Origin of the sequence: Halomarinibacterium sedimenti, assembly GCF_019312585.1 — a bacterium.
Lineage (GTDB): Bacteria > Bacteroidota > Bacteroidia > Flavobacteriales > Flavobacteriaceae > Halomarinibacterium > Halomarinibacterium sedimenti.
In genome coordinates this window covers 612060-637519 of record NZ_JAHWDP010000001.1, presented here as the reverse complement: position 1 = coordinate 637519, position 25460 = coordinate 612060, and the positions used below count along the sequence as shown (strand labels likewise).

At 36.2% G+C, this 25460-nt stretch carries 20 protein-coding genes; 10 read left to right on the top strand and 10 right to left on the bottom strand.

Annotated features, from left to right (window positions below; all coding sequences use genetic code 11):
- Positions 1-57 precede the first annotated feature (57 nt).
- Entirely contained in the window at positions 58-522 is a 465-nt protein-coding gene (locus KXJ69_RS03080) for an ankyrin repeat domain-containing protein (protein ID WP_219051150.1), read from the top strand.
- Positions 519-1295, top strand: a complete 777-nt coding sequence (locus tag KXJ69_RS03075; protein WP_219051148.1) for an amidohydrolase — start codon at positions 519-521, stop codon at positions 1293-1295. The genes KXJ69_RS03080 and KXJ69_RS03075 overlap by 4 nt, the downstream gene beginning before the upstream one ends.
- Here the strand turns inward: KXJ69_RS03075 and KXJ69_RS03070 are convergent.
- Positions 1282-2895, bottom strand: a complete 1614-nt coding sequence (locus tag KXJ69_RS03070; protein WP_219051146.1) for an Ig-like domain-containing domain — start codon at positions 2893-2895, stop codon at positions 1282-1284. The genes KXJ69_RS03075 and KXJ69_RS03070 overlap by 14 nt on opposite strands.
- Before the next feature lie 24 nt (positions 2896-2919).
- Positions 2920-3450 carry a ComF family protein gene (locus KXJ69_RS03065; protein WP_308701022.1) on the bottom strand — a complete coding sequence of 177 codons (531 nt, stop codon included), beginning with the start codon at positions 3448-3450 and terminating at the stop codon, positions 2920-2922.
- Between the two features lie 218 nt (positions 3451-3668).
- On the opposite strand from KXJ69_RS03065, the gene KXJ69_RS03060 reads away from it, so the two are divergent.
- On the top strand, positions 3669-4550 hold the full coding sequence (locus KXJ69_RS03060) for a DUF8428 domain-containing protein (protein WP_219051142.1): 882 nt from the start codon (positions 3669-3671) through the stop codon (positions 4548-4550).
- Positions 4551-4614: 64 nt separating this feature from the next.
- Entirely contained in the window at positions 4615-6147 is a 1533-nt protein-coding gene (locus KXJ69_RS03055; RefSeq protein ID WP_219051140.1) for a glycine--tRNA ligase, read from the top strand.
- A 14-nt stretch (positions 6148-6161) separates the two neighbouring features.
- Here KXJ69_RS03055 and KXJ69_RS03050 read toward each other — a convergent pair whose 3' ends face one another.
- Positions 6162-6518, bottom strand: a complete 357-nt coding sequence (locus KXJ69_RS03050) for a hypothetical protein (RefSeq protein WP_219051138.1) — start codon at positions 6516-6518, stop codon at positions 6162-6164.
- A gap of 243 nt (positions 6519-6761) precedes the next feature.
- Between KXJ69_RS03050 and KXJ69_RS03045 the strand changes: the two genes are divergently transcribed.
- Positions 6762-9386 (top strand): GEVED domain-containing protein, encoded by a 2625-nt coding sequence (locus KXJ69_RS03045; RefSeq protein ID WP_219051136.1) that lies wholly within the window; start codon positions 6762-6764, stop codon positions 9384-9386.
- A gap of 49 nt (positions 9387-9435) precedes the next feature.
- On the opposite strand, the gene KXJ69_RS03040 is transcribed toward KXJ69_RS03045, so the two are convergent.
- Positions 9436-12852 (bottom strand): DUF8818 domain-containing protein, encoded by a 3417-nt coding sequence (locus KXJ69_RS03040; RefSeq protein ID WP_219051795.1) that lies wholly within the window; start codon positions 12850-12852, stop codon positions 9436-9438.
- A 124-nt stretch (positions 12853-12976) separates the two neighbouring features.
- On the opposite strand from KXJ69_RS03040, the gene KXJ69_RS03035 reads away from it, so the two are divergent.
- Positions 12977-13741: an exodeoxyribonuclease III gene (locus KXJ69_RS03035; RefSeq protein ID WP_219051134.1), complete on the top strand. Its 765-nt coding sequence runs from the start codon at positions 12977-12979 to the stop codon at positions 13739-13741.
- A 17-nt stretch (positions 13742-13758) separates the two neighbouring features.
- Positions 13759-14712 carry an OmpA/MotB family protein gene (locus KXJ69_RS03030; RefSeq protein WP_219051132.1) on the top strand — a complete coding sequence of 318 codons (954 nt, stop codon included), beginning with the start codon at positions 13759-13761 and terminating at the stop codon, positions 14710-14712.
- 1 nt (position 14713) lies between these two features.
- On the opposite strand, the gene KXJ69_RS03025 is transcribed toward KXJ69_RS03030, so the two are convergent.
- The 6 genes from KXJ69_RS03025 to panC all read right to left on the bottom strand — a co-directional run bounded on the left by KXJ69_RS03025 (position 14714) and on the right by panC (position 21076).
- On the bottom strand, positions 14714-16273 hold the full coding sequence (locus tag KXJ69_RS03025; protein WP_219051130.1) for a T9SS type A sorting domain-containing protein: 1560 nt from the start codon (positions 16271-16273) through the stop codon (positions 14714-14716).
- Positions 16274-16322: 49 nt separating this feature from the next.
- Positions 16323-17684: a DNA repair protein RadA gene (gene radA, locus KXJ69_RS03020; protein ID WP_219051128.1), complete on the bottom strand. Its 1362-nt coding sequence runs from the start codon at positions 17682-17684 to the stop codon at positions 16323-16325.
- Positions 17684-18838, bottom strand: a complete 1155-nt coding sequence (locus tag KXJ69_RS03015) for an alpha/beta hydrolase (protein ID WP_219051127.1) — start codon at positions 18836-18838, stop codon at positions 17684-17686. Before KXJ69_RS03015 ends, radA begins: the two co-directional genes overlap by 1 nt.
- Before the next feature lie 65 nt (positions 18839-18903).
- Positions 18904-19866 carry a lysylphosphatidylglycerol synthase transmembrane domain-containing protein gene (locus tag KXJ69_RS03010; RefSeq protein WP_219051125.1) on the bottom strand — a complete coding sequence of 321 codons (963 nt, stop codon included), beginning with the start codon at positions 19864-19866 and terminating at the stop codon, positions 18904-18906.
- Between the two features lies 1 nt (position 19867).
- Positions 19868-20218: an aspartate 1-decarboxylase gene (panD, locus tag KXJ69_RS03005; RefSeq protein ID WP_219051123.1), complete on the bottom strand. Its 351-nt coding sequence runs from the start codon at positions 20216-20218 to the stop codon at positions 19868-19870.
- 12 nt (positions 20219-20230) lie between these two features.
- Positions 20231-21076, bottom strand: coding sequence for a pantoate--beta-alanine ligase (gene panC, locus KXJ69_RS03000; RefSeq protein WP_219051121.1), 846 nt, complete (start codon positions 21074-21076; stop codon positions 20231-20233).
- 91 nt (positions 21077-21167) lie between these two features.
- Here panC and KXJ69_RS02995 point away from each other — a divergent pair, with 91 nt between their 5' ends.
- Genes KXJ69_RS02995 through glmS form a run of 3 tightly spaced genes read left to right on the top strand, consistent with a single transcriptional unit; the run spans position 21168 to position 25443 of the window.
- On the top strand, positions 21168-21977 hold the full coding sequence (locus KXJ69_RS02995) for a glycogen/starch synthase (protein WP_219051119.1): 810 nt from the start codon (positions 21168-21170) through the stop codon (positions 21975-21977).
- Between the two features lie 13 nt (positions 21978-21990).
- Positions 21991-23589 carry a BamH family beta-barrel-assembly machinery protein gene (gene bamH, locus KXJ69_RS02990; protein ID WP_219051117.1) on the top strand — a complete coding sequence of 533 codons (1599 nt, stop codon included), beginning with the start codon at positions 21991-21993 and terminating at the stop codon, positions 23587-23589.
- 6 nt (positions 23590-23595) lie between these two features.
- Positions 23596-25443: a glutamine--fructose-6-phosphate transaminase (isomerizing) gene (glmS, locus tag KXJ69_RS02985; RefSeq protein ID WP_219051115.1), complete on the top strand. Its 1848-nt coding sequence runs from the start codon at positions 23596-23598 to the stop codon at positions 25441-25443.
- The last annotated feature ends 17 nt before the right edge of the window (positions 25444-25460 follow it).

Genomic DNA, 25460 nt, shown 5'->3' with positions numbered 1-25460 from the left:
TTGTAAAACCCAAAGCGGAATGGTAACTTTACTGTTCCGCTTTTTTTAACTACGATTATGAGTACATCCATATTTGATGCCATACGAAAAGGAGAGTTGGAGACTGTAAAAAACTTGCTTTCTCAAAATCCTGAGTATGTAAAACAGAAAGATGCAAGAGGCTCTACGCCCTTATTATTAGCAACCTATTACGGGAATGAGCAAGTTACAAAAGCTATTTTAGAAATTCCTCAAGATATAGATACGCAAGATGCTTCTGGAAATACGGCATTAATGGGTGTTTGTTTTAAGGGGTATGACGCCATTGCAAAGTTACTTATTAATTACGGAGCCAATGTTAATGTAAAGAATTACAACGGTGCTACCGCATTGATTTATGCAACCATGTTTAAAAAGATAAACATCATTAAGTTGCTTATAGAACATGGGGCCGACAAAACTATTAAAGATGATAGTGGAAAAACTGCTTTAGACCATGCTATAATGCAGGGAATGAAAGAAGCCATAGATTTGTTACAATGAACGATTTAAAAGTAACCCTAATACAATCATATTTGCATTGGGAAAATCCCGAGGCTAATAGAGCGATGTTTTCAGAAAAAATTGATACCATTTCTGAACAAACAGATCTTATTGTGTTGCCAGAAATGTTTACCACAGGCTTTACGATGAACGCTTCCACTCTTGCCGAAGCTATGCAGGGACCAACGCTTCAATGGATGATAAAACAGTCTATAAAAGTGGATGCAGCCATTGCTGGGAGTGTTATTATTAAGGAGGATAATCAATTTTTTAATCGGTTATTGTTTGTATATAAAAATGAGATATTGCAATATTACGATAAGAGACACACCTTTACTTTGGCGGGAGAAAATGAGGTGTTTACGGCAGGAAATACAAAGCTCATAATTGATTATAAAAACTGGAGGATTTGTCCTTTAGTTTGCTATGATCTTCGCTTCCCTGTCTGGGCAAGAAATACAGAAGATTATGATGTGTTGCTGTATGTTGCTAATTGGCCTAAAAAGAGAATTGCAGCTTGGGATGCTTTGCTAAAAGCAAGAGCTATTGAAAATATGGCGTACTGTGTTGGCGTTAATAGAACGGGTCTAGATGGTAACGGTCACGAATATATTGGTCACAGCGCTGTGTATGATATATTAGGGGAGCAAGTTTCAATCCCAGCATTTGAAAAAGAATTTATGGAAACTATTGTACTTTCAAAAGAGCATATTCAACAAAATAGAGAGCATTTACAATTCTTGAGGGATAGAGACTCTTTTACTCTACAATAAAAATTTCGTTAACATCCCAATTACTCCGTACTTCAACTTGTTTGGGATAGTACACTATTTTTTCGGGCTGTATCTTTAGGAGAAAGTTACCTGTATCCCATTGCTTGTTTTGATTAGAATCGTAGATAATTCTTAAATAATATTTATTGGGTGTGAGGTAATCAAAATAGACTTCTTTATTTTCTACTAAATATTCAGAAGCAACAAGTTTAAACTTATCATCTACCAATTCTACAAGCACTGGAAATTCCTTGATATTTTGAAGCAAGAATTTTAATGTTCCATAGTCCGATAGAGGATTCGTTTTTACCGCAAATTTTAAGGTATCGTTGGTTTTTTCAAAGAAATCTTGAAAGGCTTCAGGCAGAACCGTAATTCGGTAGGAATTATCTTCTTTCTTTGGAAAAATTAAAGAAGCTTCATTTTTTATTTTGTCTAAAAAGACGGCAACTTCATAAGTCACAGAATCCTTATCCATAACTTCAAATTTTTCAACATTTACAGATAATAAAGGCGTATTTGCGCCTATTTTAATACTGTCTTTTGGTGTAATAATATTGGCAGATAATTTTCCAATTTGAAGCGAGTCTGCAAACAAATCGCGCATTTTTACAACTAATGTGTCCAATTGACCCTTCCGTGAAGCCAGGAACCTTAAGGTGTCTTGTTCTTCAATATTTACAGCGGGTTTAAACCAATAGTGCAAGGTGTCTTTTTGTTTGTCTCGTAGTATTTGGGAAGTAAAATCTTCGGGCAAACTACTTAAAGGAGTAATAGTTAATGAATCGATTTTTCCTTCAAAACCAAAGTCTATCTTGTTTTTACTTATATGACTGGGTCGTGTCATTTTGTAATCGGGAACTTCTTTAAATAAGGTTAGGTTGTAACTCGTGTCGGCAGGGACAGAAATAAAATTTTCTAGAAATGCAATTTTATCTTTTTTAGGTTGAAAGGTATAATTGCTCGTTTCTTCTTGTAGTGCAACCAGTAAATAAGTGCCGTCTTTTAAATTAGTTAATTCAAAATCAGATCCTTTTTCTTTAGTAGTGGTAATGTATGTGGGCTTTTCTGAAAAAATAATAGAATCCTTAAAAGCTTCAGAAACTTCATAAAGCATCACAGTTGTTTTTTTGTCGGGTGCAGGTAATAATCCATCATGGATGATTCCTTTTACAGTGAGGCTATCGATATAATCTCCAGTTGAAAGGACATATTTATAATATTCAAACTCGTTTCCTTCGTTATTATCGGTGATACTGGTTCCAAAATTGAAAACATAGGTGGTATTTTCCTTTAAGGTGTCTAAAATTTTAATTTTCAACACTTTGGAAGATGTAGCAGGAGTAATAACAGGTTGATATTTTAAAGGAGGAGAAATGATGAGGTTTTGCTGAAGATCTTTCAGTTTTATGTTTTCATCAAAATAAATTCGTATTTCATCTCCTGTAAAATGCGTGTTGTAATTTTCAGGATTACTTTTTAGAATAATAGGTGGGATGGTATCTTTTGGTCCTCCAGTTGGAGTTCCTTTTTTAGCACATTGTGAAAAGCACAAAATGCAAACAAATACAATTAAAAATTTCCAAAAAGTGCTTTTCATGAAGACAAAAATAAGTAAACTTTGTTAGGCAATTGCCATGGTAGCGATGCTAAGTTTTGCTTGGGTGTTTTTAAGTAATTGTTGTGCGCAGTTTTCAATAGTAGCTCCTGTGGTAACAATATCATCAACCAGTAGAACATGTTTATTGGTAATTTCTTCCGGTTTGGAAAGTGTAAATATTTCTTCACTGGCAAAACGAGTGATTCTTTTTTTGAATACTTGCGAATCTGTTTGGCTTACTTTTAATAAAATATCTTCTCGAAAAGGAACATTGAGGCTGGACGCTATTTCTTTTCCAAAGCCAGAAACCTGATTATATCCTCTTTTTTTTAGTCTTTTCCTATGAAGGGGTACTGGAATAACCAAATCTATGGACTTGTATGAATCATTTTGGGACAATTCTGCTCCTAACCACTTGCCAAAAAAGGCACTAATTTCTTTTTGTCCGCGATACTTTAGGTTGTGTAAAATCTCTTGGGTACTCCCTTTTTTCTGAAACATGACTAAAGCGGTTGCATTTTCTAAGGGGAATCTACCATAAAAAATGTTTTTCATGGTATCGTTGTTAGTGCGGTGAAAACAAGCTAAAGGCAATTGGTGTCTGCAATAAGCGCATATAATTTCTTCACCTTGGAGCAATTTATTTTTACAACTATTGCAAATCTTTGGAAATAAAAGATTTAACATATTTTAATTTTTTTTACCATTTTATAAACAAATGCAAAAGAACCCTTGTATTACATTTGCTTCATAAACCTAACATCTATATAATTATGAACAACGAAAGCAACAGTACAAAATTTAAAATACTAATTGGTGTTTTAACAGCGCTTTTAATTGGCCTAGGAGTTTACACTGTATCACTTTACAACGATAGTAAAAATACAGTAGCTGGACTAGAAAAACAAAAATCAGAAATTGAAACTGATCTTGAAGAACTTATCGTAGAATATGATGAGTTAATAAAAGACAATGAACTTAAAGACAAAGACCTTATTGCTGCAAGAGAGCGTATCGAGGTTTTATTAGACTCAGTAAAAACAGCCGAAGCTAACGTAGCATTAATTCAGCGTTACAAAATTGAAATTGGTCGTTTAAAGGATGAGCGTAAAATGCTTTTCGCAAGAGCCGATAGCTTAATACAATCTAACAGGATGCTTGCCGTAGAGATTGATAGTGCTAAAACAATGATTAATCAAACAATAAAAGTGGTTGATTCTGTAAGTCAGGAAAATCTTGCTATGTCCGAAACTATTAAAAAAGGTTCGGTAGTAAAAGCAATTGACTTAAGAGGAGAAGCGGTTATTGTTCGAAGCAGCGGTAAAATTGTAGATACTCGTAGAGCAAGTCGTGCAGATAAAGTGAGAGCATGTTTTACTTTAACTCCTAATATTATTGCTCAAAAAGGAGACAGATTACTTTTTGTTCAAGTAATTAACCCTAAAAACAATTTGCTTGGAGATAAATCCACAATTGAGTTTGAAAGTGGTGTTTTAAACTACAGTACTTCTACTAAAGTTTTCTACGAACAAGAAGAGCTTGATGTTTGTGTATTGGTAAATGCTAATGAAGAAGAACTAATTGAAGGGCGTTATACCATCAATGTTTTTGACGGTCCTCAACAAGTTGCAACCACAACTATGGAGCTTAAATAATTAAGTTTTTTAAAAAATTGAAAACCGCTACGAGTTATCGTAGCGGTTTTTTTATTTTTGCGCCATGGCAAACGAAGATTTATTTAAGAAAGTAGTATCCCACTCAAAAGAGTATGGATACATATTTGCATCAAGCGAAATATACGACGGATTAAGCGCAGTTTATGATTATGCTCAAAATGGTGTAGAATTAAAGAAGAATATACGAGAATATTGGTGGCGAAGCATGGTATATATGCACCAAAATATTGTAGGTATCGACGCTGCAATATTAATGCATCCAACTACTTGGAAAGCATCTGGTCACGTAGATGCATTTAATGACCCACTTATTGATAATAAGGATTCCAAAAAAAGATATCGAGCCGATGTGCTCATTGAAGATTTTGCCGAAAAACTAGAGCAAAAAGCACAAAAGGAAATTGATAAAGCCAAAAAACGATTTGGTGAAAGTTTTGATGAAGCTCAGTTTGTTTCAACTAACGACAGAGTCCTTCGTTATCGTGAAGAGAAGCAAGCTATTTTGAACAGGATGGCAAAATCTTTAGAGACCGAAAATCTTGCCGATGTAAAAGCACTAATTGAAGAACTAGGAATAGCAGACCCCGATACAGGATCAAAGAATTGGACAGAGGTAAGACAGTTTAACTTAATGTTTGGCACCAAGTTAGGAGCGTCTGCAGACAGTGCAACCGACTTATACCTTCGTCCAGAAACGGCACAAGGAATCTTCGTTAACTTTTTAAATGTTCAGAAAACAGGAAGAATGAAAATTCCGTTTGGAATTGCTCAAACAGGAAAGGCTTTCAGAAATGAAATTGTAGCAAGACAATTTATCTTCCGTATGCGAGAGTTTGAACAAATGGAAATGCAATTTTTTGTTCGCCCAGGTGAAGAAATGAAATGGTACGAATACTGGAAAGAAACACGATTAAATTGGCATTTATCCCTAGGAATGGGGAAAGAAAATTACCGTTTTCACGACCACGAAAAATTAGCGCACTACGCCAATGCAGCTGCAGATATAGAATTTAATTTCCCATTTGGATTTAAAGAATTAGAAGGAATTCATTCTAGAACCGATTTTGACTTAAAAGCCCACGAAGAATATTCAGGGAAAAAACTTCAGTTTTTCGATCCAGAATTAAATGAAAGTTACGTGCCTTATGTGGTAGAAACATCTATTGGTTTGGACAGAATGTTTTTAGCCGTATTAAGTCATTCCCTTCAAGAGGAAACATTAGAAGACGGAAGTGAAAGGACCGTATTAAAATTACCATTTATCTTGGCACCGGTAAAAGCTGCGGTTTTACCTCTTTTGAAAAAAGATGGATTACCAGAGATTGCTCATAAAATTATTGAAGACCTTCAGTGGGATTACAATGTAATTTATGATGAAAAAGATGCTGTAGGAAGAAGATATAGAAGACAAGACGCTGCAGGAACACCTTATTGTATAACTGTGGACCATCAAACAAAAGAAGATGGGACTGTAACACTCCGTAACAGAGATACCATGTTGCAGGAGCGTGTTAAAATAAAAGAACTTTCAGAAAAAATGAATGACAGTATCTCTTATAAAAAGTGGTTGTCATAAATTAAAAGAGCGGATTATTCCGCTCTTTTTTGTATTTCTTTTATTGAAATTGGACTTGCTTTATCACAACGATTCATCATGCGTAATCCGTTATAAGTAAACCATATTTTTTCACCATCTATTTTATAGGTTTCATCCAGATTTATTGGATCTAGAAAATAGGAGCCTTCATCGCCATTCACTTTAATGGTAAAAGGGCAATCTCCTTCTGCTGTAGATACTGAAATGGTCCCTGCTAAAAACCCGTTTTCAATCATTTTTTTAGTTTCCATCGCCGTGTTTTGCGCTTTATCCATACTTTCTTTAGTGTTTTTTGTTGTCGAACAACTCATAAACAATACAATTGCAAATAATAATAATGTTGACTTCATCTGTTTAATATTTTAGTAGATTGTTAAAATACAATAAATGTGCCATTTAACCCACACTTTGATAATTGCCAAACCCATAAAAGAAATAGAACCCTATTAAATTACTGGAGAAAACACGTCTTAAACACCTAATAACCAAGGAGCTATTTTTAACAAAAAATTAGAAATCTTGCTTGTATTTTGAAGAAATCGTAGTATTTTTAAAGTCTTATTAAAAATTAACCCATAACTAAAATTACACTAATGAAACTTAAAAATTATTTTTTAGCGCTGCTTGTGGTGGTCCTTAGCACTTCAATGTATGCTCAACAAATTGTTCCAAACGAACCTCAAGGGGTGTTTACGTATGGGACAGCGACTTCAATGGAGATTGTTCCTTCTATGGCGTCAAGGGATTATTTGATTCCTGCTGAGAAATCTTCTGAAGAAGCTCGTGATAAAAGATCTCTAGGGAACAGAGTGATTATTGGAAAGGATAAACAAACTCAAGATGATTATTTTGTGAGAAATAGACATGAAATGGAACAAAGTGTTCGCATTATGCCTCCTTCTATTGTTTTTGACGCTTATGCATCTGGTTCACAACCTACAGACCCTTCTTTGGCAGTAGGACCTAACCATGTGTTTGTTGTTTTTAATACTGGATATAGGATTTTTGATAAATCTGGAAATCCGTTAACCGGGCAATTGGGTGTAACTAATATTTTCTCAGGGGGAGGTTGTTGTGATTTAACAGCGTCTTACGACTCTGCAGCCAATAGATGGGTAATCTCTTACCTTTTCTTTAACGGTAACGTACAAGTAGCTGTATCAGATGGTCCAGATCCAATTACTTCTAGCTGGTATGTTTATACCTATGCTGGGGTAAATGACTACCAAAAACTATCTGTATGGAGTGATGGATATTATATGACTGCAAACGTAGGTGGTTCAAATAGAGTTTGGGCTTTAGAAAGAGCTGAGATGTTAGCAGGAAATGCTGGCGCAGGATTCCAAACCTTTAACCTTCCTGGGATTATAACAAGTGGTTTTTATAGTCCTCAGGCACTGAACGTGAGTGATGACACAATGCCGGCTGCAGGTGGAGCGACTATTATATATATGCAGGATGATGCTTGGGGTGGAGTTGCAACCGATCACGTAAAGTATTGGACAATTGATGTAGATTGGGCTGTACCAGCGAATTCAACGGTTTCAGCTGCTACACAAATTGCCACAACTCCTTTTATTGGTGTATTTGATGGAGGAAGTTTTTCAAACCTAACACAACCAGGTGGCGGAGTTGCTATTGATGCACTTCAAGCGACTATTATGAATCAAGCACAGTTTAGAAAATTTGGATCTCACAACTCTGCGGTGTTTAACTTTGTTGTTGATACCGACGCTGGTGGTGGAGAGTTAGCTGGAGTTCGTTGGTTCGAATTTCGTCAAACAGCAGATAATATGCCTTGGACTTTATACCAAGAAGGAACCTATACGGCTCCCGATGGAAGACATGCTTGGCATGCTAGTATGATTATGGATGGAGCAGGTAACATAGGTATGGGATATACATCTATGTCTGGTCCTACCACATCTACAACTGTTAGAGTAAGTTCTTATTATACAGGAAGATTCGATGGTGATGCCTTAGGAGTTATGACTGCTTCAGAAGAATTAATTGCAAACGGGAATGCTAATATCCCTGGATTGCGTTATGGGGATTATAGTAAAATAGATATAGATCCTGCAGATGATAGCACTTTCTGGTTTATTAATGAATACATGAATAGCGGTAGAAAAGGAGTAGTTGGTGTTTTCCAATTGGCTCCAAATACAGCCGTTGATGATATTGGAGTAACTTCAATAGATGCTCCAAATGATGGGGTATTAACCGCAAATGAAGACGTCACCATTACCATTCGTAATTATGGGACTAACGACATAACGAACCCAGAAGTACAATATACTATTAACGGGGGTACAGCTGTAGTTGAAAACTATAGTGGGACTATTGTTGGTGGTGCTTCAGAGTCGTTTACTTTCGCTACCCAAGCAGATTTATCTGCTGCTGGAACATATACCATTGTATCTAAAACAAATCTAACTGGGGATACTAATACCGCCAATGATGAGGTTACAAAAATTGTTACAAGTGGATTGCTGTACTGTGAGCCACCAAGCGACTGTTCTTTTGGAGATGGTATTACCAAGTTTGTGTTAGAAACAATTACAAACAATCCTATTCCTTGTAATACTGGATACGATGATTTTACTGCTATGAGTACCAATTTAGATGAAGGGGGAAGTTATACTCTTACTGTACAAACAGGATATGATTCTCCAGACGAATTGGCCTCTATGTGGATAGATTACAACAATAACGGGACGTTTGAAGCAAGTGAGCAAGTATTTTCAGATGTTTTAGTGAACCCTGATGGAGTTGATGTAAACATTCCATTCACATTACCTACTGGACTTTCTTCTGGTGATCGTAGACTTCGTATTCGTGCTGGAGATACTGGTTTTGCGGGAGATTTAAATGATCCTTGTGATTCTATGCAATATGGTACTACTCACGATTATACTGTAAATATTGATGGTACATTAGGAATTAGTGATTTTGCAACTGATGCTTCAGAATTAATTGTAGAATCATTACCTAACAATCAATTTAATATCTCTTTAATTACTGATTATGATGAAAGAGCAGCTATTGCTGTATACAATGTGTTAGGACAAACACTTGCTTTCAATAACATTGATAAAGATGGAGATACATTTAAGTATGAATTAGATATGTCATATGCCCCTACAGGTATATACATCATTAAGATGGGAGATATCTACGGTAACTCCTATAAAACTGCAAGAATTATTGTGAAGTAATTTTAGAGTTTAATAATTTAAAGAGCGGGATTGTCCCGCTCTTTTTTATTTAGAAGAATGCTCTAAGCTGGATTGTCCCAGTATGAATGGTCTTTGAGTTCTCACTATTCCTTCCAAAGTAGGATAAATTAGCATCTAAGTATTTCGTTATCCTTTTCTGAAATAACAAATTCCAAGTAAAGTTTATACCAGGCTGAAGCCCCTCTAACATGGTATAAGCCACAGGTGAAAAAGCACTGCCTGTAAATGCGTTATCGATATAGTTAAATTCTCCAGAAATAGAAATCTTCTCCACATTATTGTGGGCAAAGGAAAAGCCTATTTTTTGCTGTTTTAGTTGTTCTAAATCACCTAAAGTGTTTTCTTCATTCATATACTGATAAAACACATCAAATCGAGTTTGACGACTTGCTAAATATGAAATCTTGGGGTTGATTTGATAATTTTCCAAATTGAAATTTCGGTTTTCAAAGTTTTCTGAAAGAGTTTCGTTACTTCCGAAGCCTCCCTTCAAATTGGCCAACCATACTTCCTCAAATTGATGGGTGAAATTTAGTTGATGACTCTTCAATTTGTTTTCCTGAAGCCCTAATGAAATAAGATTTCTGCTAGAAGTCGATAAATACGTGTAACTGGTTGTGTATCGTTGCTTTCCGCGATTAAAAAACAACACGTTTTTGAAATTTAAATTTAAACCAAATTCATTTTCACCACCCGATTTAAAAGGGTTTATAGATGCTAAATCGTTGTCTCTTCTTATTTTTCTGTCAATCACATAGGAAGTTTGATTGTAAAATTTTGAAAGGACTTTTTTTAATCCAGAATCATTTACCCAATCTTGTGGTTGTAACGTAACTATCTGGCTAAACCGATTATTTTTCACACGTATAAAAACTTGATTGGGTAACAATACTTTTAAATATTCGGCTTGATCTTGAAACTGTGCTACTTCAAATTCATTTAATTCTTGCACTCCGTTTTGATTATAGTCTATCCAAGTAAAAGTTCCTTGACCCGGTTCTACTTTTAAAAAGGTGAATTCCTGTTGAGGAAGTACTCCATTATTGGTTTCAAATGCACTGTTTAAGCGCACTTTTCCATTCCAAAGGGATTGGGAATACAGCAATCGAGTATTTAGATTTTTTTCATCTTCAATGGAGGTGTCTTCATAATTAATGAGACGATAATTGGCAAATACAGCTAATTGTGTACTTTGGTTATTAATCAATTTCGATTTTATATAATAGTCGTTGGATGTATTTACCTTTTTGAGCAGATTATTTCTAACACTATCATTTACCCGATAGCGATAGCCCACTTCGGCAAAAACCTGCGTGCTATCCCCTATGCCTGTATATACTTCGTATTGTGAGAATCGTTGGCTTAAAGGGGTTAAGCTATCATTAGCCACTACCTTGGCTTGATTGTCTTCTAGCATCACTTTTCCTCCCACCCAAGCCTTTTTAAAACCATAAACTGCATTATTATAGGTTCGTAGAAAAGTTGTCCTTTGGTTATCACTTTCACTGTTTAAATAGCTAGTTGAATTTGTTACTCGTAATTTCTGAAGCCTCACATTGGCAAAAGCTACATGCCTGCTACCTGTAAAATTTTCAGAAAAGTTTAAATGCTGAAACTCATACCGAAGACTTCCATTTTTGGGGCGACTTACTTCAACGCCTGTAGTAATAAAATTTTGGTTGCCAAGCGGGATTTCTAAATTCCAATCTCTATTAAATTCAATGTTGTAAAAGCGCTCAATGGTTTTAAAATCTTGGTGGAGATAATCAAAACTTCCAAAACCAATTACTTGTAAAGTGTCAGCTGTTTTAAGTAAGGTTTGCCTTCCAGCGAGTCTGGCGGCAAAACCGTCGTTGTCATTATTGTCGATATTCGAAAATAAGTTTTGGTCATTAACACTTCCTGCCAGTTCAAAACCAATTTCAGTTTTCTCGGAAGGGGAATAGCTTCCATGTACACCGCCAATTTGTAATTTTTCGGGAGGGGTTAATCGCACAATGGGTTCGTAGCTTCCTTGTGGCATCCCATTTACCGGAGCCACATATTCAAAAATATTGGCGATAGATTCGGTGGAAGTGATGATATAATTCCCTTGATTGGCACCCACCAAACTGAAACGTACATTAAATAACTCGTCTTCAGGATTGTTTGAAAACACAAAAACTTCAACACCGCCAACGATTTCTTTTTTATACAGAATTTTATTTTCGGAAAAAGAATCCAACACTGCCGAAGGGGCATTCATTAAACTGGGATCATCCCCAGCTGCAACTAAAATGTTCACTTGTTCTTCCGTTAAGTTTTGCTGCAGCGGTTGATTTTTTGCATCACTTTCTGAATAAACGTAAGCCCCTATTTTCAAAGTTTCGGTTTCATAATTTCCACCTCCATAGCCAATAAATCGAGTATAATTTCTTTCGGTAAATTGATATTCCACTGTAATCCGCATATTGGCCGTAATGGGATAGGTGGGGTTAAATTTTAATTCCCCTGCATTGTAATCGATTACATAATCTGCATTTTCTCCACGATTGAGCAGTAATCCATTTACATACACCCGTTCGCTTCCCGAAACAATTAAAATGAACAATTCGCCATTGGGTCCCACCAATTTATACGGCCCTTGATTTCCTTCCTGACCTGTAAACTGACTGCGTTGAAAAACTCCTCTTACAAGCCCTGCTGAAGCAAATGCAGAGGACTTAGAGCCATCTTCTCCAATAAGTTGACCGTATAGCGATATTCCCTGAATTTTCTTGGTAAACCGCCCAAAATAGCTTTGTGAGTTTTGTAAATCGACATCACCGGCACGTATGTTCCAATTATCGCTAAAAAGCTCGATAAAAATTTGGTCAAATTCGTCTAAATTCTGCGAATAACCCCCTTCCTGACTTGGGATATTGGCATCTTGTAGCGATGCTCTAATGGAAACCCGTTCACTAATTTTACCTGTAATTTGTAGGTCCAACTCACTATTAACTACCGTATTTTGATTGTTCCCAACGGTAATTCCACGCGAAATACTACCTTGGGTATTTAGGCCTTCAAAAGGAGAAGTGCCTGTTTTTGCAGTGCTTCTTTCCAACGCATAGAGTTTTTCGATGGAACTGGTATTGTCCACGATTATTTTGGAATCAAGCAAATAATACTCCCGCGTTAAAAATACGGGATACCGAAGGTAATTTACAGTAACAGAATCTAATTGCTGCTGAAGTTCTTCCGAAAAGGTGACGCTTCCGTTTACAAAATCTACCGAATATTTTTCAGTGGAAATAGAATTTCCTTGAGCATCGAGTATTCCGAAGTTAGAAGGATTAATACTTAACGAATCTATTAAAACAGTGTCTTGTACAGCTACTTTTTTTGTTCGGTAATTCGATAAAGTGTCCTGAGCTTGCACCGAAAACGTAACGAAAACAATTAAAAATAAGTAGTATAATTTCATCAATACTAAAACTGTTTGCCAAAGGTTTTATTTTGTTGATTGTTTTGTGAAAACCTTTCGCAACTTCTTATGGGTAAATATACGGGGTTATTTATTTTAGTGGTTTGAGAAAAACAAAAGAAAGATGAAGATAATCTCTTATAACGTAAACGGAATTCGCGCTGCCATGCGCAAAGGCTTTTTAGAGTGGTTGCAAGCCGCCAACCCCGATGTCATTTGTATTCAGGAAACCAAAGCCAACGAAGACCAAGTGGAAGTTGCCGAAATTGAAGCGGCAGGCTATCCCTATCATTATTGGTTTAGCGCACAAAAAAAGGGCTATAGTGGTGTAGCGATTTTTAGTAAAATAGAGCCCAAGCACGTGGAATACGGTACTGGAATCGAGTACATGGATTTTGAAGGAAGAAACATTCGCTTAGATTTTGACAATGTTTCGGTGATGAGTTTGTACCTCCCAAGTGGTACTAACCTCGACCGATTGGAACACAAACTTACCTATATGGCAGATTTTCAGGACTACATCAACAACCTAAAAAAGGAAATTCCCAATTTGGTGATTTGTGGTGATTATAATATTTGTCACGAAGCCATTGATATTCATGACCCCATTCGTAATGCCACTGTTTCTGGGTTTTTACCCGTGGAACGTGAATGGATTGATCGATTTATAAAAAGCGGATTTATAGACAGTTTCCGTCATTTTAATAAAGAACCTCATAACTATACGTGGTGGAGTTATCGTGCTAATTCTAGAGCCAATAACAAAGGGTGGCGCATCGATTATAATATGGTAGCACAACCGCTACAAGATAATTTAAAAAGAGCCGTTATATTACCCGAGGCAGAACATAGCGATCACTGTCCACATTTGGTTGAATTATCATTTTAATACCCAAAACCTACGATATGCTGAATAAAATTTTCTTCGGAATAGGAACTACATTGTTGCTAGTTTCCTGCGTTTCCCCAAAAATCTACAACGATTTACAAGCTAAATACGACGATTTAAAAGCCGAAAACGAATTGCTGATGTCTCAATTAGACGGAAAAGAAGGCAATGGCAGCAACTATACCGTTGCAAATCTACGGAAGGAAATTGAAAAACTGAATGCTGAAAAAACGGCTTTGGCTATGGAGCTTTCAGCAACTAAGAGTAACTATGACCGACTGAAAGACTCTTACGATGCCTTGGAGGAGAATAGTAGCTCGGCACTCACTGAAAATTTGGAGCGCAACCGAAAGTTGTTAGAGCAATTGGAAGCCAAAGAAAAAGCCTTAGCTGAAGAAGCCGCTCGATTGAATATTCTTCAGAAAAAATTGGAAGACCGCTCCAAACGGGTGGAAGAATTAGAAAGTATGATTGTTGCTAAAGATGCCCAAATGAAAAAGCTGAAAGACGCGATCTCTGCTGCTTTAACCAATTTTGAAGGCAACGGACTCACTGTAGAACAGCGCGACGGGAAAGTATATGTCTCCATGGAAAACAAACTCCTTTTTGAAAGTGGAAGCTGGGCCGTAAATACCCGTGGAAGGGAAGCGGTAAATGCTTTAGGCAATGTGTTGGCCAAAAACACAGAAATAGCAGTTTTAATTGAGGGACACACCGATAATGTCCCTTATTCTGCCAACGGAAACATCCAAGACAATTGGGATTTATCGACCAAACGCGCTACGGCTATTGTCAACATTTTAACCGAAAATAAAGGCATCCCCAAAGACAATTTAACCGCTGCGGGTCGAGGGGAATTTGCCCCCATTGCTACTAATGACACCAGTGAAGGTCGTGCCAAAAACCGCCGAATTGAGGTGATTTTAACACCAAAACTGGATGAAATAAGTAAATTGTTGGAGGGAATATAAATTACTCTTTTACTATTTTTTGTATTACTTTTCCTTGCTCAGTTTCTATTTCAACAAGCAATAAGCCACTAGGTAGATTTGCTAGATAAATAGGATTAAAATTTTGTGATTCTTCCAAAAGTTTCCGTCCTAGCATATCGTAACATGTCACTTTTGTAATGGGCTCCAAACTTTCAATAGTTAAAATATCTATTACTGGGTTGGGATACATTTTTACAATATCGATTCTGTTTTCTTCCAAACCAAGTGCCTCACACTCTGCTTCGTTGTTGACCAAGTGGGTAGTTGGGTCTATATTAAATTCTCCATCCCCAGAGGAAGCATCATCTACATAAATACATTTTAAATTAAGGCTACCAATTGATGATAAATCTATTAAAGAATTATTTCCATTACGTAAATCAATACTTTGTAAAATACTATTATCCCTAGCCCAAACATCCTCCAAAACAGGGTTGTTGGATAGGTCTATGGTTGTAATTTGAGAATTACTAAAAGCAATATAATACAATAAGGGGCATTGTGTAACATCAATACCATAAACCAAAGTATTCTCAAAACCAACAGTTAAAAGTGCTGGATTTTGAGTTAAATCGAGAAAAGTGTCTATGGGGTTGTCTATTATAAAAGCTCTCTCTAGTAATGGGCAAGCTGTAAAGTCAATAGAGTCAAGATTATTATCGACAACACCAAAAGTTTTTAGTTTTGGAACATTTGATAGGTCAATATTGGAAAGTGAATTATAAGAACAACCAAGGGATTCTAAGTTTTGTAACCCACTCCCTAGATTTATGTTATTAATAGAATTACTTGAACAAACTAAATATTCTAATTGTGTATTGTTAGAAACATCTAGGGCAGTTAATAAATTATCTGCACAATTAAGAAACTTTAGGCCCAGATTATTAGAGATGTCCAGCTGTGTAAGTTGGTTTTCATGAATATATAAAGTAGCTAAAGAAGTAAGCCCAGAAACATCAATACTGCTTATTTGGTTTTCTTGTAAAAACAATCCCCCTAAATTGGGAAGGGGAATATCGATAGTAGTAAAATGATTGTTTTCTAAGGATAGTGAATTTAAGGAGTGTAATCCAGCTACATCTATAGTAGAGAGGTTATTGCTGTCTAATGATAATTGTACAAGATTTGTGTTTTGGGTTACGTCAATTGTACTTATGTTGCAATTATCTATAAAGAGTGTTATTAAATTTAGATTTTGTGTTAGATTAATTGAAAGAAGTGGGCTATTCGTGATTGTTAATTGATCTAATTGTAAATTTTGGGAAAAATCTGCGGTCTCAAAATTTGTGTTTCTTGCATCTAATCGTTCTAGTTGCTCAAAGGCTTCTATGCCTGTAAGGTCCGTTACAGGTAAATTATCTAAATCTATAAATATGACTCCTTGAGCATTACTGGTTAAAAATTGCCCGTTTATAATACCATCAGTGTCTATCCCTTCATCAATTAAATATTGTTCAAAAACGGGGTCTGGTACTAAGGTGTATTGTGAAAAAGCAATTGTTGCGTATAAAAAAAATAAATAACTATAGTATTTTTTCATTGCATTAATAGTAATCTATAATCAATACTACAATAAAGATATGAAATATCTACACAAACAAATGCCTTACCACATCGTGGACTTTGGCTACTTTAATGATGTTTATGGTATAATCCTGCTTGGGGAGTTTGCAGTATTTGGAGATGACAATGCTGCCAAAGCCTAATTTTTCGGCTTCCAAAATACGTTGTTCTACACGGGTAACGGGGCGTACTTCCCCAGCGAGTCCTACCTCTGCGGCAAAACATAAGGACTTATCAATCGCCACATCAATATTGGAGGATAGTACCGCAGCCACCACTGCCAAATCAATAGCGGGATCGTCCACAGTGATACCGCCCGTGATATTTAAAAAGACATCTTTAGCCCCTAATTTAAATCCTGCGCGTTTTTCCAACACCGCCAAAATCATATTCAAGCGTTTGGCATTATAACCCGTAGCAGAACGTTGCGGTGTGCCATACACCGCAGTACTTACTAAAGCTTGTATTTCTATCATCAAGGGGCGCATGCCCTCTAAGGTGGCGGCAATAGCAGTACCACTTAAGTCTTCATCGTTTTTGGAGATTAATATTTCGGAAGGATTGGAGACTTCTCGCAATCCGCTTCCTTGCATTTCGTAAATGCCTAATTCGTTGGTGCTTCCAAAGCGGTTTTTATGGGCACGTAGAATTCGGTACACGTGATTTCGATCTCCTTCAAATTGGAGTACGGTATCCACCATATGTTCCAAAATTTTAGGCCCAGCGATGTTTCCATCTTTGGTGATATGCCCAATCAACACAACAGGTGTATCGGTTTCTTTGGCAAATTTTATCAATTCGGAAGTACATTCCCGTATTTGCGAAATACTCCCCGACGTACTTTCAATGACATCAGTTTGTAAGGTTTGAATGGAATCTATCACCACAATATCGGGTTCCATATCAGCAATATGCCTAAAAATATTTTGCGTTTTCGTTTCGGTTAAAATGAAACAATTTTCAGCTTTAGGCACAATACGCTCGGCGCGCATTTTAATTTGTTGGGCACTTTCTTCCCCAGAAACGTATAAGGTTTTATAAGGAAGTTTCAGAGCTATTTGAAGCATTAAGGTACTTTTCCCAATGCCGGGTTCACCACCCAAAAGGGTTAAGGAGCCAGGCACCAAGCCGCCACCCAACACACGATTGAGTTCTTCGTCTTGGGTGTTGAGGCGAAGCTCTGTGGCATTCGATATTTCAGAAATACGTTGGGGTTTAGCGACTCTTTTTGTAGGTTTTTCTTCGGGATTCCAACTTTTAGGCGCTGCCTTCTGGATGATTTCTTCGGCAATGGTATTCCATTCTTTACAGGAAGTGCATTGTCCTTGCCATTTGGCAAATTGTGCCCCGCAGTTTTGACAAAAAAAAGTGGTTTTTACTTTTGCCATTAATACCCAAAGTCTTCTTTAATTTTATCTGCTTTTTCCAGCATTAAATCCACGGTGATAAAGTCTACTTCTTCTTTATCAAATCCTCCTTGATAGGTACGCATGGCTTTTTTGGGCTCTCCCATTTCTTCATAATAGCGGGCTAAGTAATAATCGCCCATCACAGTATCAGGATATTGCTTTTTTGCTAAAGTGGCTATTTCGCGAAGAGACTCCCATTGTTTTTTCTTTTCACAAGCCGTTGCGGTAGCAATAAAATCATTGATACGGATGGGGTTGGTAAGTCCAAATAGATCTTCGATGGTTTTGTATTTATCCAATAAATATTGATGAATGGGAGTATCCATTTTCATCAATTTGTTATTAAATTCCTCTTTTGAAATAGGACGATACACCGAAAATATTTTTTCCATCGCCGAAGGAATGGCACGGGCCACCAAAGAATAATGGGTGGCACCTTCAAAATTATCGAAATAATACGCAAAGTTATCCGATTTTAAAGGGGAAAGACTCTTGTCCAAATCGATTGAAATTTCCATTAAGTCTTTAATATCATCACTTCCAGTAGAGAGGTAATAAAAGAGTTTTGTTTCAATATTTGGGATGCGTTGCGGTAAACGCTCGTCCATCATAGGTGCCAAATCGGGGCTCAAGCAAATGTAGCCGTTAAATAATGGCGGGTCTTTGAACAGATAATAATTGATAAAGTTGGCTGTAAAGTCGTGTCCTACAGCAATGGTGAATTTTGCGGTGCGGTAATTGGCATCAATATATGGGATTAGCTCAAGTCCAACAAATTCAAAAAAGCTTGCGCCTTTTTCTTCGGGCATAAAATTGGTATCGTCGTAGCTACAATCGTCATAACGACTATCCCCTTGCATGATTCCCACCACAATGGCCTCGGGCATATCTTCCCAATAGCCAAAATAATCTACGTTACCAGCAACGGGTTCAAAAAGGTAATTGGCGTCAAGCACCACAACGATAGGGTAGGATTTTTCGATATTAACATCATAATCGCGAGGCAATTGGATTTTGAGTCTTCGAGATTCTTCTAGCTTAAAAGAACTGATTTCCTCATAAATAATTTTGGATTGTGAAAAAGAAGAAGCGACAAAAAGCGCAAAAAATAAGAGTGAAAATACTTTTCTCATGGGGTTTACATTTACTGTTGGAAAGATACTAATTTCTGAAGATTGTTACCTTCAGAAAAAAAGAACTATTTGTTTCGGTTGTAAATAGGAAGAAAAACTAACGAAAGCACCCCTGAAACAATAATATAAATCACATTGGAAGTCCAAACAATCCAACCCAAAGCCGTCCCGACGGTTTCTGGAATCCCAAAAATGAGCAGAATTCCAGCAATAGCAAGGGGGTAGTAACCTAGTCCACTATTGGTAAAAGCAAAGGTAAAGCTACCCACTACAAAGGTGATAATAATAGTGCCAAAACTAATAAAGGAAGTTTCGGGAAGTGCCTGTGTGGCTGTATAAAAAGAAAGCAAATAGAGTCCCCAAATTAAAAGGCTATGAAAAATAAAAGCCCCTTTTTTCTTCATTTTCAGAATACTGAAAACACCATCTTTTAACCCTCTAACAAAGTTTTTAATTCTTCTTGAGATGGGTCCTTTCGATTTTTTCAAAAAGACATAAAACGCAAAAATTCCAAGCAAAAGAATACCAAAGGCGAATGCTAATTTTTTAAACGGAATGAGTTGGGTGATATAATCGTAGAGTTCATCAAACTGTAGCAATACCGCCAAAATTGTAAATAACAACAGGAAGAAAAGGTCTACGACTCTTTCAGATATAATGGTTCCAAAGCCTTTTTCGAAAGGTACTTTTTCGTATTTATCTATGACGACGGCACGTGACACTTCGCCACTTTTTGGGATAAATAAATTCATAAAATAGGCAGTAGAAACTGCAAAAAAGTTATTGAGTAGCCTAGGTTTGTAGCCTAATGGGTCTAACATAAAATTCCAACGATACGCTCGAATGACATGGCTTAACACACTCATGAGTACGGAAGCAATTACAATAAAATAATTGGCATTTTTAAAATGAAAGACTAACTCATCCCATTGCTCTGGCGTAAACTTAGAATAGAAATACCAAATAAGAAATACTCCTAACGCTAAAGGAATAAAAAGCTGTAAGAACTTTGAAAGTGATTTATTCAAATTATGTTAAGAGGTTGTTTTTTTCATTTGGAAACACCAATGCGGGCTTAAATTTTTTGGCCTCTTCCACGCTCATAATGGCATAAGTGATAAGAATTAAAATATCACCAGGAGCCACTTTTCTTGCTGCAGCCCCGTTGAGTGTAATCTCACCACTTTTTCTAGGTCCAGGAATAGCATAGGTCTCTAGGCGCTCACCATTATTGTTATTTACAATTTGTACTTTTTCACCTTCAATAATATTAGCAGCATCCATTAAATCTTCGTCTATGGTAATACTTCCTATATAGTTGAGGTCTGCACCTGTTACTTTTACTCTGTGTATTTTAGATTTTACTACGTGAATCATCATTGGGCAAAGGTATTAATTTAAGGCTATATTATCTATTAATCGTACATCTCCTGCAAAAGCAGCAATAAAAGCTCTGTAGGTATTTCCTTTTATTTTTCGATGTGCAGGCTTTAGATTTTTAATAGCGGTAATCTCAAAATATTCTAATGTTAAGTGTTTATTTTCTGAAAATCGCTTGGCTACTAATTTATGTAATAAAGCGATGCTTTCTTTGTCGAAATGTTGTTGTACTTCTTTCAAGGTTTTATAGATGAGAGCAGCTTCTTCAAATTGAATACTACTCAATCGTTTATTTCGGCTACTCATAGCAAGCCCATTGGGTTCTCGCATAATAGGGCAACCCACAATTTTTATGGGGAGATTTTCAATTTCAATCAATTTTTTTACAATTTGTAACTGCTGAAAATCCTTTTCACCAAAATAGGCTTTGTTTGGTTGCACGGCACGAAAGAGCAAATTAAGCACAGTCCCAACGCCATCGAAATGTCCTTTTCTAAATTTTCCTTCCATTTGATGTTCAATACCTCCAAAGCGATAGTGTGTAGAACTCACTTTTTCACCATATAAATCGGAAGCATCGGGAGCATATATTAAAATAGTTCCTTTTAAAGTGTTTAAAAGCGTAACGTCTTGGTCTAGCGTTCTAGGATATTTTTTTAAGTCGGAAGCATTATCAAATTGTGTTGGATTCACAAACACACTTACAACCACGACATCATTTTCCTTTAATGCTTTTTTTACAAGTGAGAGATGTCCTTTATGTAAGGCTCCCATAGTTGGAACAAATCCAATTTTTTTCTGCTTTGAAACATATTGAGACAAGGATGTTTTAAGGGAATCTTGTTTGTGAAATACCATAGTATATAAAAATCGAGCAAAATTAAGATATTAAGTGCAATCTGCATAAATTTTCGTAATTTTGCGTGTTTTAAACAACAAGCCAGTATATATGAAAGATAAAAGAGTCTTGTATGTGTCTTCTGAAGTAATTCCATACTTGCCAGAGACCGAGATTTCTTCCATGTCGTTTGAAGCCCCTAGGATGGTTAATAGCAATGATGGGCAAATAAGAATCTTTATGCCCAGATATGGTAATATTAATGAGCGTAGACATCAATTACATGAAGTAATTCGCCTTTCGGGGATGAATTTAGTTATCAATGATTTGGACATGCCGCTTATTATAAAGGTAGCATCAATTCCTAAGGAGCGAATGCAAGTTTATTTTATTGATAATGATGACTACTTTAAAAGAAAGGCAACCTATGCGGATGAAGATGGAAATCTATTTCCAGACAATGATGAGCGTGCCATTTTCTTTGCTAAGGGAGTTATTGAAACTGTAAAAAAACTAAACTGGTCACCAGACATTATCCATGTTCATGGATGGTTGGCTTCATTTTTACCCTTATACCTTAGAACGTACTACAATAACGAACCTCTTTTTGAAAACAGTAAAATAGTTACTTCACTATACAATCCTGGCTTTCAAGGCACGTTAAATACTAAATTGGTAGATAAAATTAAATTCGATGGTATTGAAGAAGCAACCATATCGCACTTAAAGAATCCTAATTACTTTAATGTTATGAAAACCGCTATGGATAATTCGGATGCTGTGATTGTTGGTTCTAATGAGATTTCGGAAGAATTTCAAGAGTATCTTAAAAACCTTGATAAGCCTGTGTTAAACTTTCATAAAATGGAAGAATTTTCCGAAGCTTATTTAGACTTTTACCAATCCAAAGTATTGGTTTAAAATATACACCCTAATGAAAATTACAAATGTTCTCCCCAAGCTAGGGGTATTACTTTTAGTTATTGTTGCTTTTGCTTCTTGTGAAGAAGATTTTAGTAACTTAGATACCAATATCATAAACGAAAATTTCACTAGTCCAGACACCACCTTTTCAGTTGTAGCCTATAGTAAATTGCTTGGGGGTATTCAAACAAACGGGCTTTCTTCCTATAAATTAGGGGTCTATAACGATCCTGTTTATGGAAAAACAATGTCTCATTTTTTAGGTCAAATGGTACTAAGTACTGCTAACCCTACTTTTCCTGTAGATTCTTTGGATCCTGTTCTTGAAAGAGTTGTGTTGCATCTTCCTTACTTTTCAACGTCAAGTACAGATAGTGATGACGTTACAACCTATACATTGGATTCCATTTTTGGAAGCGCTCCTACAAATATTTCTGTGTATGAATCAAATTATTTTTTAAGGGATACAGATCCAGACAGTAATTTTGAAGACCAACAAAAATACTATTCAAATCAAGGGCCCGTGTTTCAATCTAATTTAGGACAGCTTTTAGCAACAAAAAATGCCTTCGTTCCCTCTAGCGATGAAATTGAACTCATTTTTGAAGATATTGACACCATTGCACTTTCTCCTGGGCTATTAATTGATTTGCCTGTAGATTTCTTTCAGCAAAAAATAATTGATCAAGAAGGAGAAGAGGTATTAATTAACAATAATAACTTTAAAAATTATTTTAGAGGACTTTTCTTAGAAGCATCTGCGGACGGAGACGGAAACACATTTATTTTTAGTACAGAAGATGCCAAGGTAACTTTGTATTATTCTTCGGAAACTACTTCGTTAGATTCTGATGGAAATCAACAAACAGATGATGATGGCAATATAATTAGGCTGTTAGATTCTTACGATTTGAACTTTTCAGGAATCAATGTTAATGTATTCAATAACAATTTGCCTGCATCTATTACTACTGGACTTGCAAACTCTAATAGTACATTAGGAGATGAAACACTTTACATAAGAGGAGGTGAAGGAATTGTTACTATAATTGATTTGTTTGGTGGGGATGATAACCAAAATGGCGTCAATGACCTTGAAGAACTTCGTGAAAAGGAATGGCTTATAAATGAAGCCAACTTAATTTTTTATGTGGACCAAGATAAGGTTTCTGGCGGAAGCTTTGAACCCGAAAGAATCATGGTTTTTGATCCAAAAAACAACACGATTCTAGCAGACTATTCTATAGATTTAACAACAAACAATTCTGCTGTAAATGCAGTAACTCAACATTTAGGAAGATTAGAGCGTGATAGTGATGAAAATGGGGAATATTATAAGATTAAACTAACTTCCCATGTGAGTAATTTAATAAATAGAGATTCGACTAATATTTCACTAGGATTAATGGTGTCTCAAAATGTGTCCCTTATTAATTTTAGAAGCTTAGAGAACGAACTATCTGTAAATAATCCAGAGGTAGAGAGCCTTACACAGGTTCCTGCTTCTTGTGTTATTTCGCCTGAAGGAACTGTGCTTCATGGGAATCGGTCTTCAAATCAAGAAAAAAGATTAAAACTTCAGTTGTTTTATACAGAACCTAATAATTAAAAAAGTATGTGTGGCATTGTAGGTTATATTGGTAAAAGAGAAGCGTATCCTATTATATTAAACGGACTTAAACGTCTAGAATATAGAGGATACGATAGTGCCGGTGTAGCCATTTACGACGGTACGGACATTCAAATGGCCAAGACCAAGGGTAAGGTGGCCGATCTTGAAGCTAAGGTTAATAGGGAGTTAAACAGTAAAGGAACGTTAGGGATTGGACATACACGCTGGGCAACTCATGGGGTTCCTAACGATGTCAATTCTCACCCTCATTACTCAAACAGTGGAGATTTGGTTATCATACATAATGGAATAATAGAAAACTATGCTTCCATAAAAAAGGAATTAATTAAAAGGGGCTACACATTTATAAGTGATACAGACACCGAAGTACTTGTTAATCTAATTGAAGAAATCAAAAAACAAGAGAATGTAAAGCTTGGAAAGGCTGTTCAGTTAGCTTTAAATCAAGTTATTGGAGCTTATGCCATTGCCGTTTTTGACAGAAAAAAGCCAGATGAAATAGTAGTTGCCAAACTTGGAAGTCCATTAGCAATTGGAATTGGAGATGATGAGTTTTTTGTAGCAAGTGATGCTACACCTTTTATTGAATTTACCAATAACGCCATATATCTGGAAGACGAAGAAATGGCTATTATCCGTTTAGGGAGAGAAGTTCGTGTTCGAAAAATAAAAAGTGACAGTCTAGTAGCGCCTTATATTCAAGAGTTACAATTAAATATAGAGCAAATTGAAAAAGGAGGCTACGATCACTTTATGCTGAAAGAGATTTACGAGCAACCTTCGGTTATAAAAGATACCTATCGAGGAAGACTTCTAGCAAACGAGGGGATTATTAAACTTGGAGGCCTCGAAGATCATATTCAAAAATTTGTAAATGCCAACCGTATTATTATTGTGGCCTGTGGGACATCATGGCATGCAGGACTTGTTGCGGAATATATTTTTGAAGATTGGGCAAGGATTCCTGTTGAAGTTGAATATGCTTCCGAATTTAGATATAGAAACCCAATCATTACCGAGAAAGATGTTGTTATTGCCATTTCACAAAGTGGAGAAACGGCAGATACCCTAGCGGCGATTAAATTGGCTAAACAAAAAGGGGCTTTTGTTTATGGGGTTTGCAATGTTGTGGGTTCTTCCATTTCAAGAGAAACACATAGCGGTACTTATACACACGCAGGGCCCGAAATTGGAGTTGCTTCAACCAAAGCATTTACTACTCAGATTACAGTTTTAACTATGATTGCTTTAAAATTAGCAAAGGTGAAAGGAACCATTTCCCAGGCTAATTATATGCAACACTTGCGAGAGTTGGAATTAATTCCTTCTCATGTTGAAGAAGCATTAAAAAGCGATGAAAAAATAAGAGCCATTGCCGATGTTTTTAAAGACGCGTCTAATTTTCTTTATTTAGGAAGAGGGTATAATTTTCCTGTTGCATTGGAAGGTGCTTTAAAGCTTAAAGAAATATCCTATATTCATGCCGAAGGCTATCCAGCCGCCGAAATGAAACACGGCCCTATTGCTTTAATAGACGAGCACATGCCCGTAGTAGTAATTGCTGTAAACAGTAATCACTACGAAAAAGTGGTTAGTAATATAGAAGAAATTAAAGCCCGAAAGGGTAAAATTATTGCAGTGGTAACCGAAGGAGATACTACGGTTAAAGAATTGGCAGATTTCATCATGGAAGTTCCAAAAACTACCGAAACACTAAGTCCTCTTGTAACCACAATTCCGTTACAATTGTTATCTTACTATATTGCAGTGATGCTAAATCGTAATGTTGATCAACCAAGAAATTTAGCAAAATCGGTTACCGTAGAGTAGCATATTCTTCAAATTTA

Bases quoted from the DNA above. Each gene is read 5' to 3' on its own strand.
- KXJ69_RS03080 (WP_219051150.1), top strand. From the start codon at position 58: ATGAGTACATCCATATTTGATGCCATACGAAAAGGAGAGTTGGAGACT.
- KXJ69_RS03075 (WP_219051148.1), top strand. From the start codon at position 519: ATGAACGATTTAAAAGTAACCCTAATACAATCATATTTGCATTGGGAA.
- KXJ69_RS03070 (WP_219051146.1), bottom strand. From the start codon at position 2,895: ATGAAAAGCACTTTTTGGAAATTTTTAATTGTATTTGTTTGCATTTTG.
- KXJ69_RS03065 (WP_308701022.1), bottom strand. From the start codon at position 3,450: ATGAAAAACATTTTTTATGGTAGATTCCCCTTAGAAAATGCAACCGCT.
- KXJ69_RS03060 (WP_219051142.1), top strand. From the start codon at position 3,669: ATGAACAACGAAAGCAACAGTACAAAATTTAAAATACTAATTGGTGTT.
- KXJ69_RS03055 (WP_219051140.1), top strand. From the start codon at position 4,615: ATGGCAAACGAAGATTTATTTAAGAAAGTAGTATCCCACTCAAAAGAG.
- KXJ69_RS03050 (WP_219051138.1), bottom strand. From the start codon at position 6,518: ATGAAGTCAACATTATTATTATTTGCAATTGTATTGTTTATGAGTTGT.
- KXJ69_RS03045 (WP_219051136.1), top strand. From the start codon at position 6,762: ATGAAACTTAAAAATTATTTTTTAGCGCTGCTTGTGGTGGTCCTTAGC.
- KXJ69_RS03040 (WP_219051795.1), bottom strand. From the start codon at position 12,852: ATGAAATTATACTACTTATTTTTAATTGTTTTCGTTACGTTTTCGGTG.
- KXJ69_RS03035 (WP_219051134.1), top strand. From the start codon at position 12,977: ATGAAGATAATCTCTTATAACGTAAACGGAATTCGCGCTGCCATGCGC.
- KXJ69_RS03030 (WP_219051132.1), top strand. From the start codon at position 13,759: ATGCTGAATAAAATTTTCTTCGGAATAGGAACTACATTGTTGCTAGTT.
- KXJ69_RS03025 (WP_219051130.1), bottom strand. From the start codon at position 16,273: ATGAAAAAATACTATAGTTATTTATTTTTTTTATACGCAACAATTGCT.
- radA (WP_219051128.1), bottom strand. From the start codon at position 17,684: ATGGCAAAAGTAAAAACCACTTTTTTTTGTCAAAACTGCGGGGCACAA.
- KXJ69_RS03015 (WP_219051127.1), bottom strand. From the start codon at position 18,838: ATGAGAAAAGTATTTTCACTCTTATTTTTTGCGCTTTTTGTCGCTTCT.
- panD (WP_219051123.1), bottom strand. From the start codon at position 20,218: ATGATGATTCACGTAGTAAAATCTAAAATACACAGAGTAAAAGTAACA.
- panC (WP_219051121.1), bottom strand. From the start codon at position 21,076: ATGGTATTTCACAAACAAGATTCCCTTAAAACATCCTTGTCTCAATAT.
- KXJ69_RS02995 (WP_219051119.1), top strand. From the start codon at position 21,168: ATGAAAGATAAAAGAGTCTTGTATGTGTCTTCTGAAGTAATTCCATAC.
- bamH (WP_219051117.1), top strand. From the start codon at position 21,991: ATGAAAATTACAAATGTTCTCCCCAAGCTAGGGGTATTACTTTTAGTT.
- glmS (WP_219051115.1), top strand. From the start codon at position 23,596: ATGTGTGGCATTGTAGGTTATATTGGTAAAAGAGAAGCGTATCCTATT.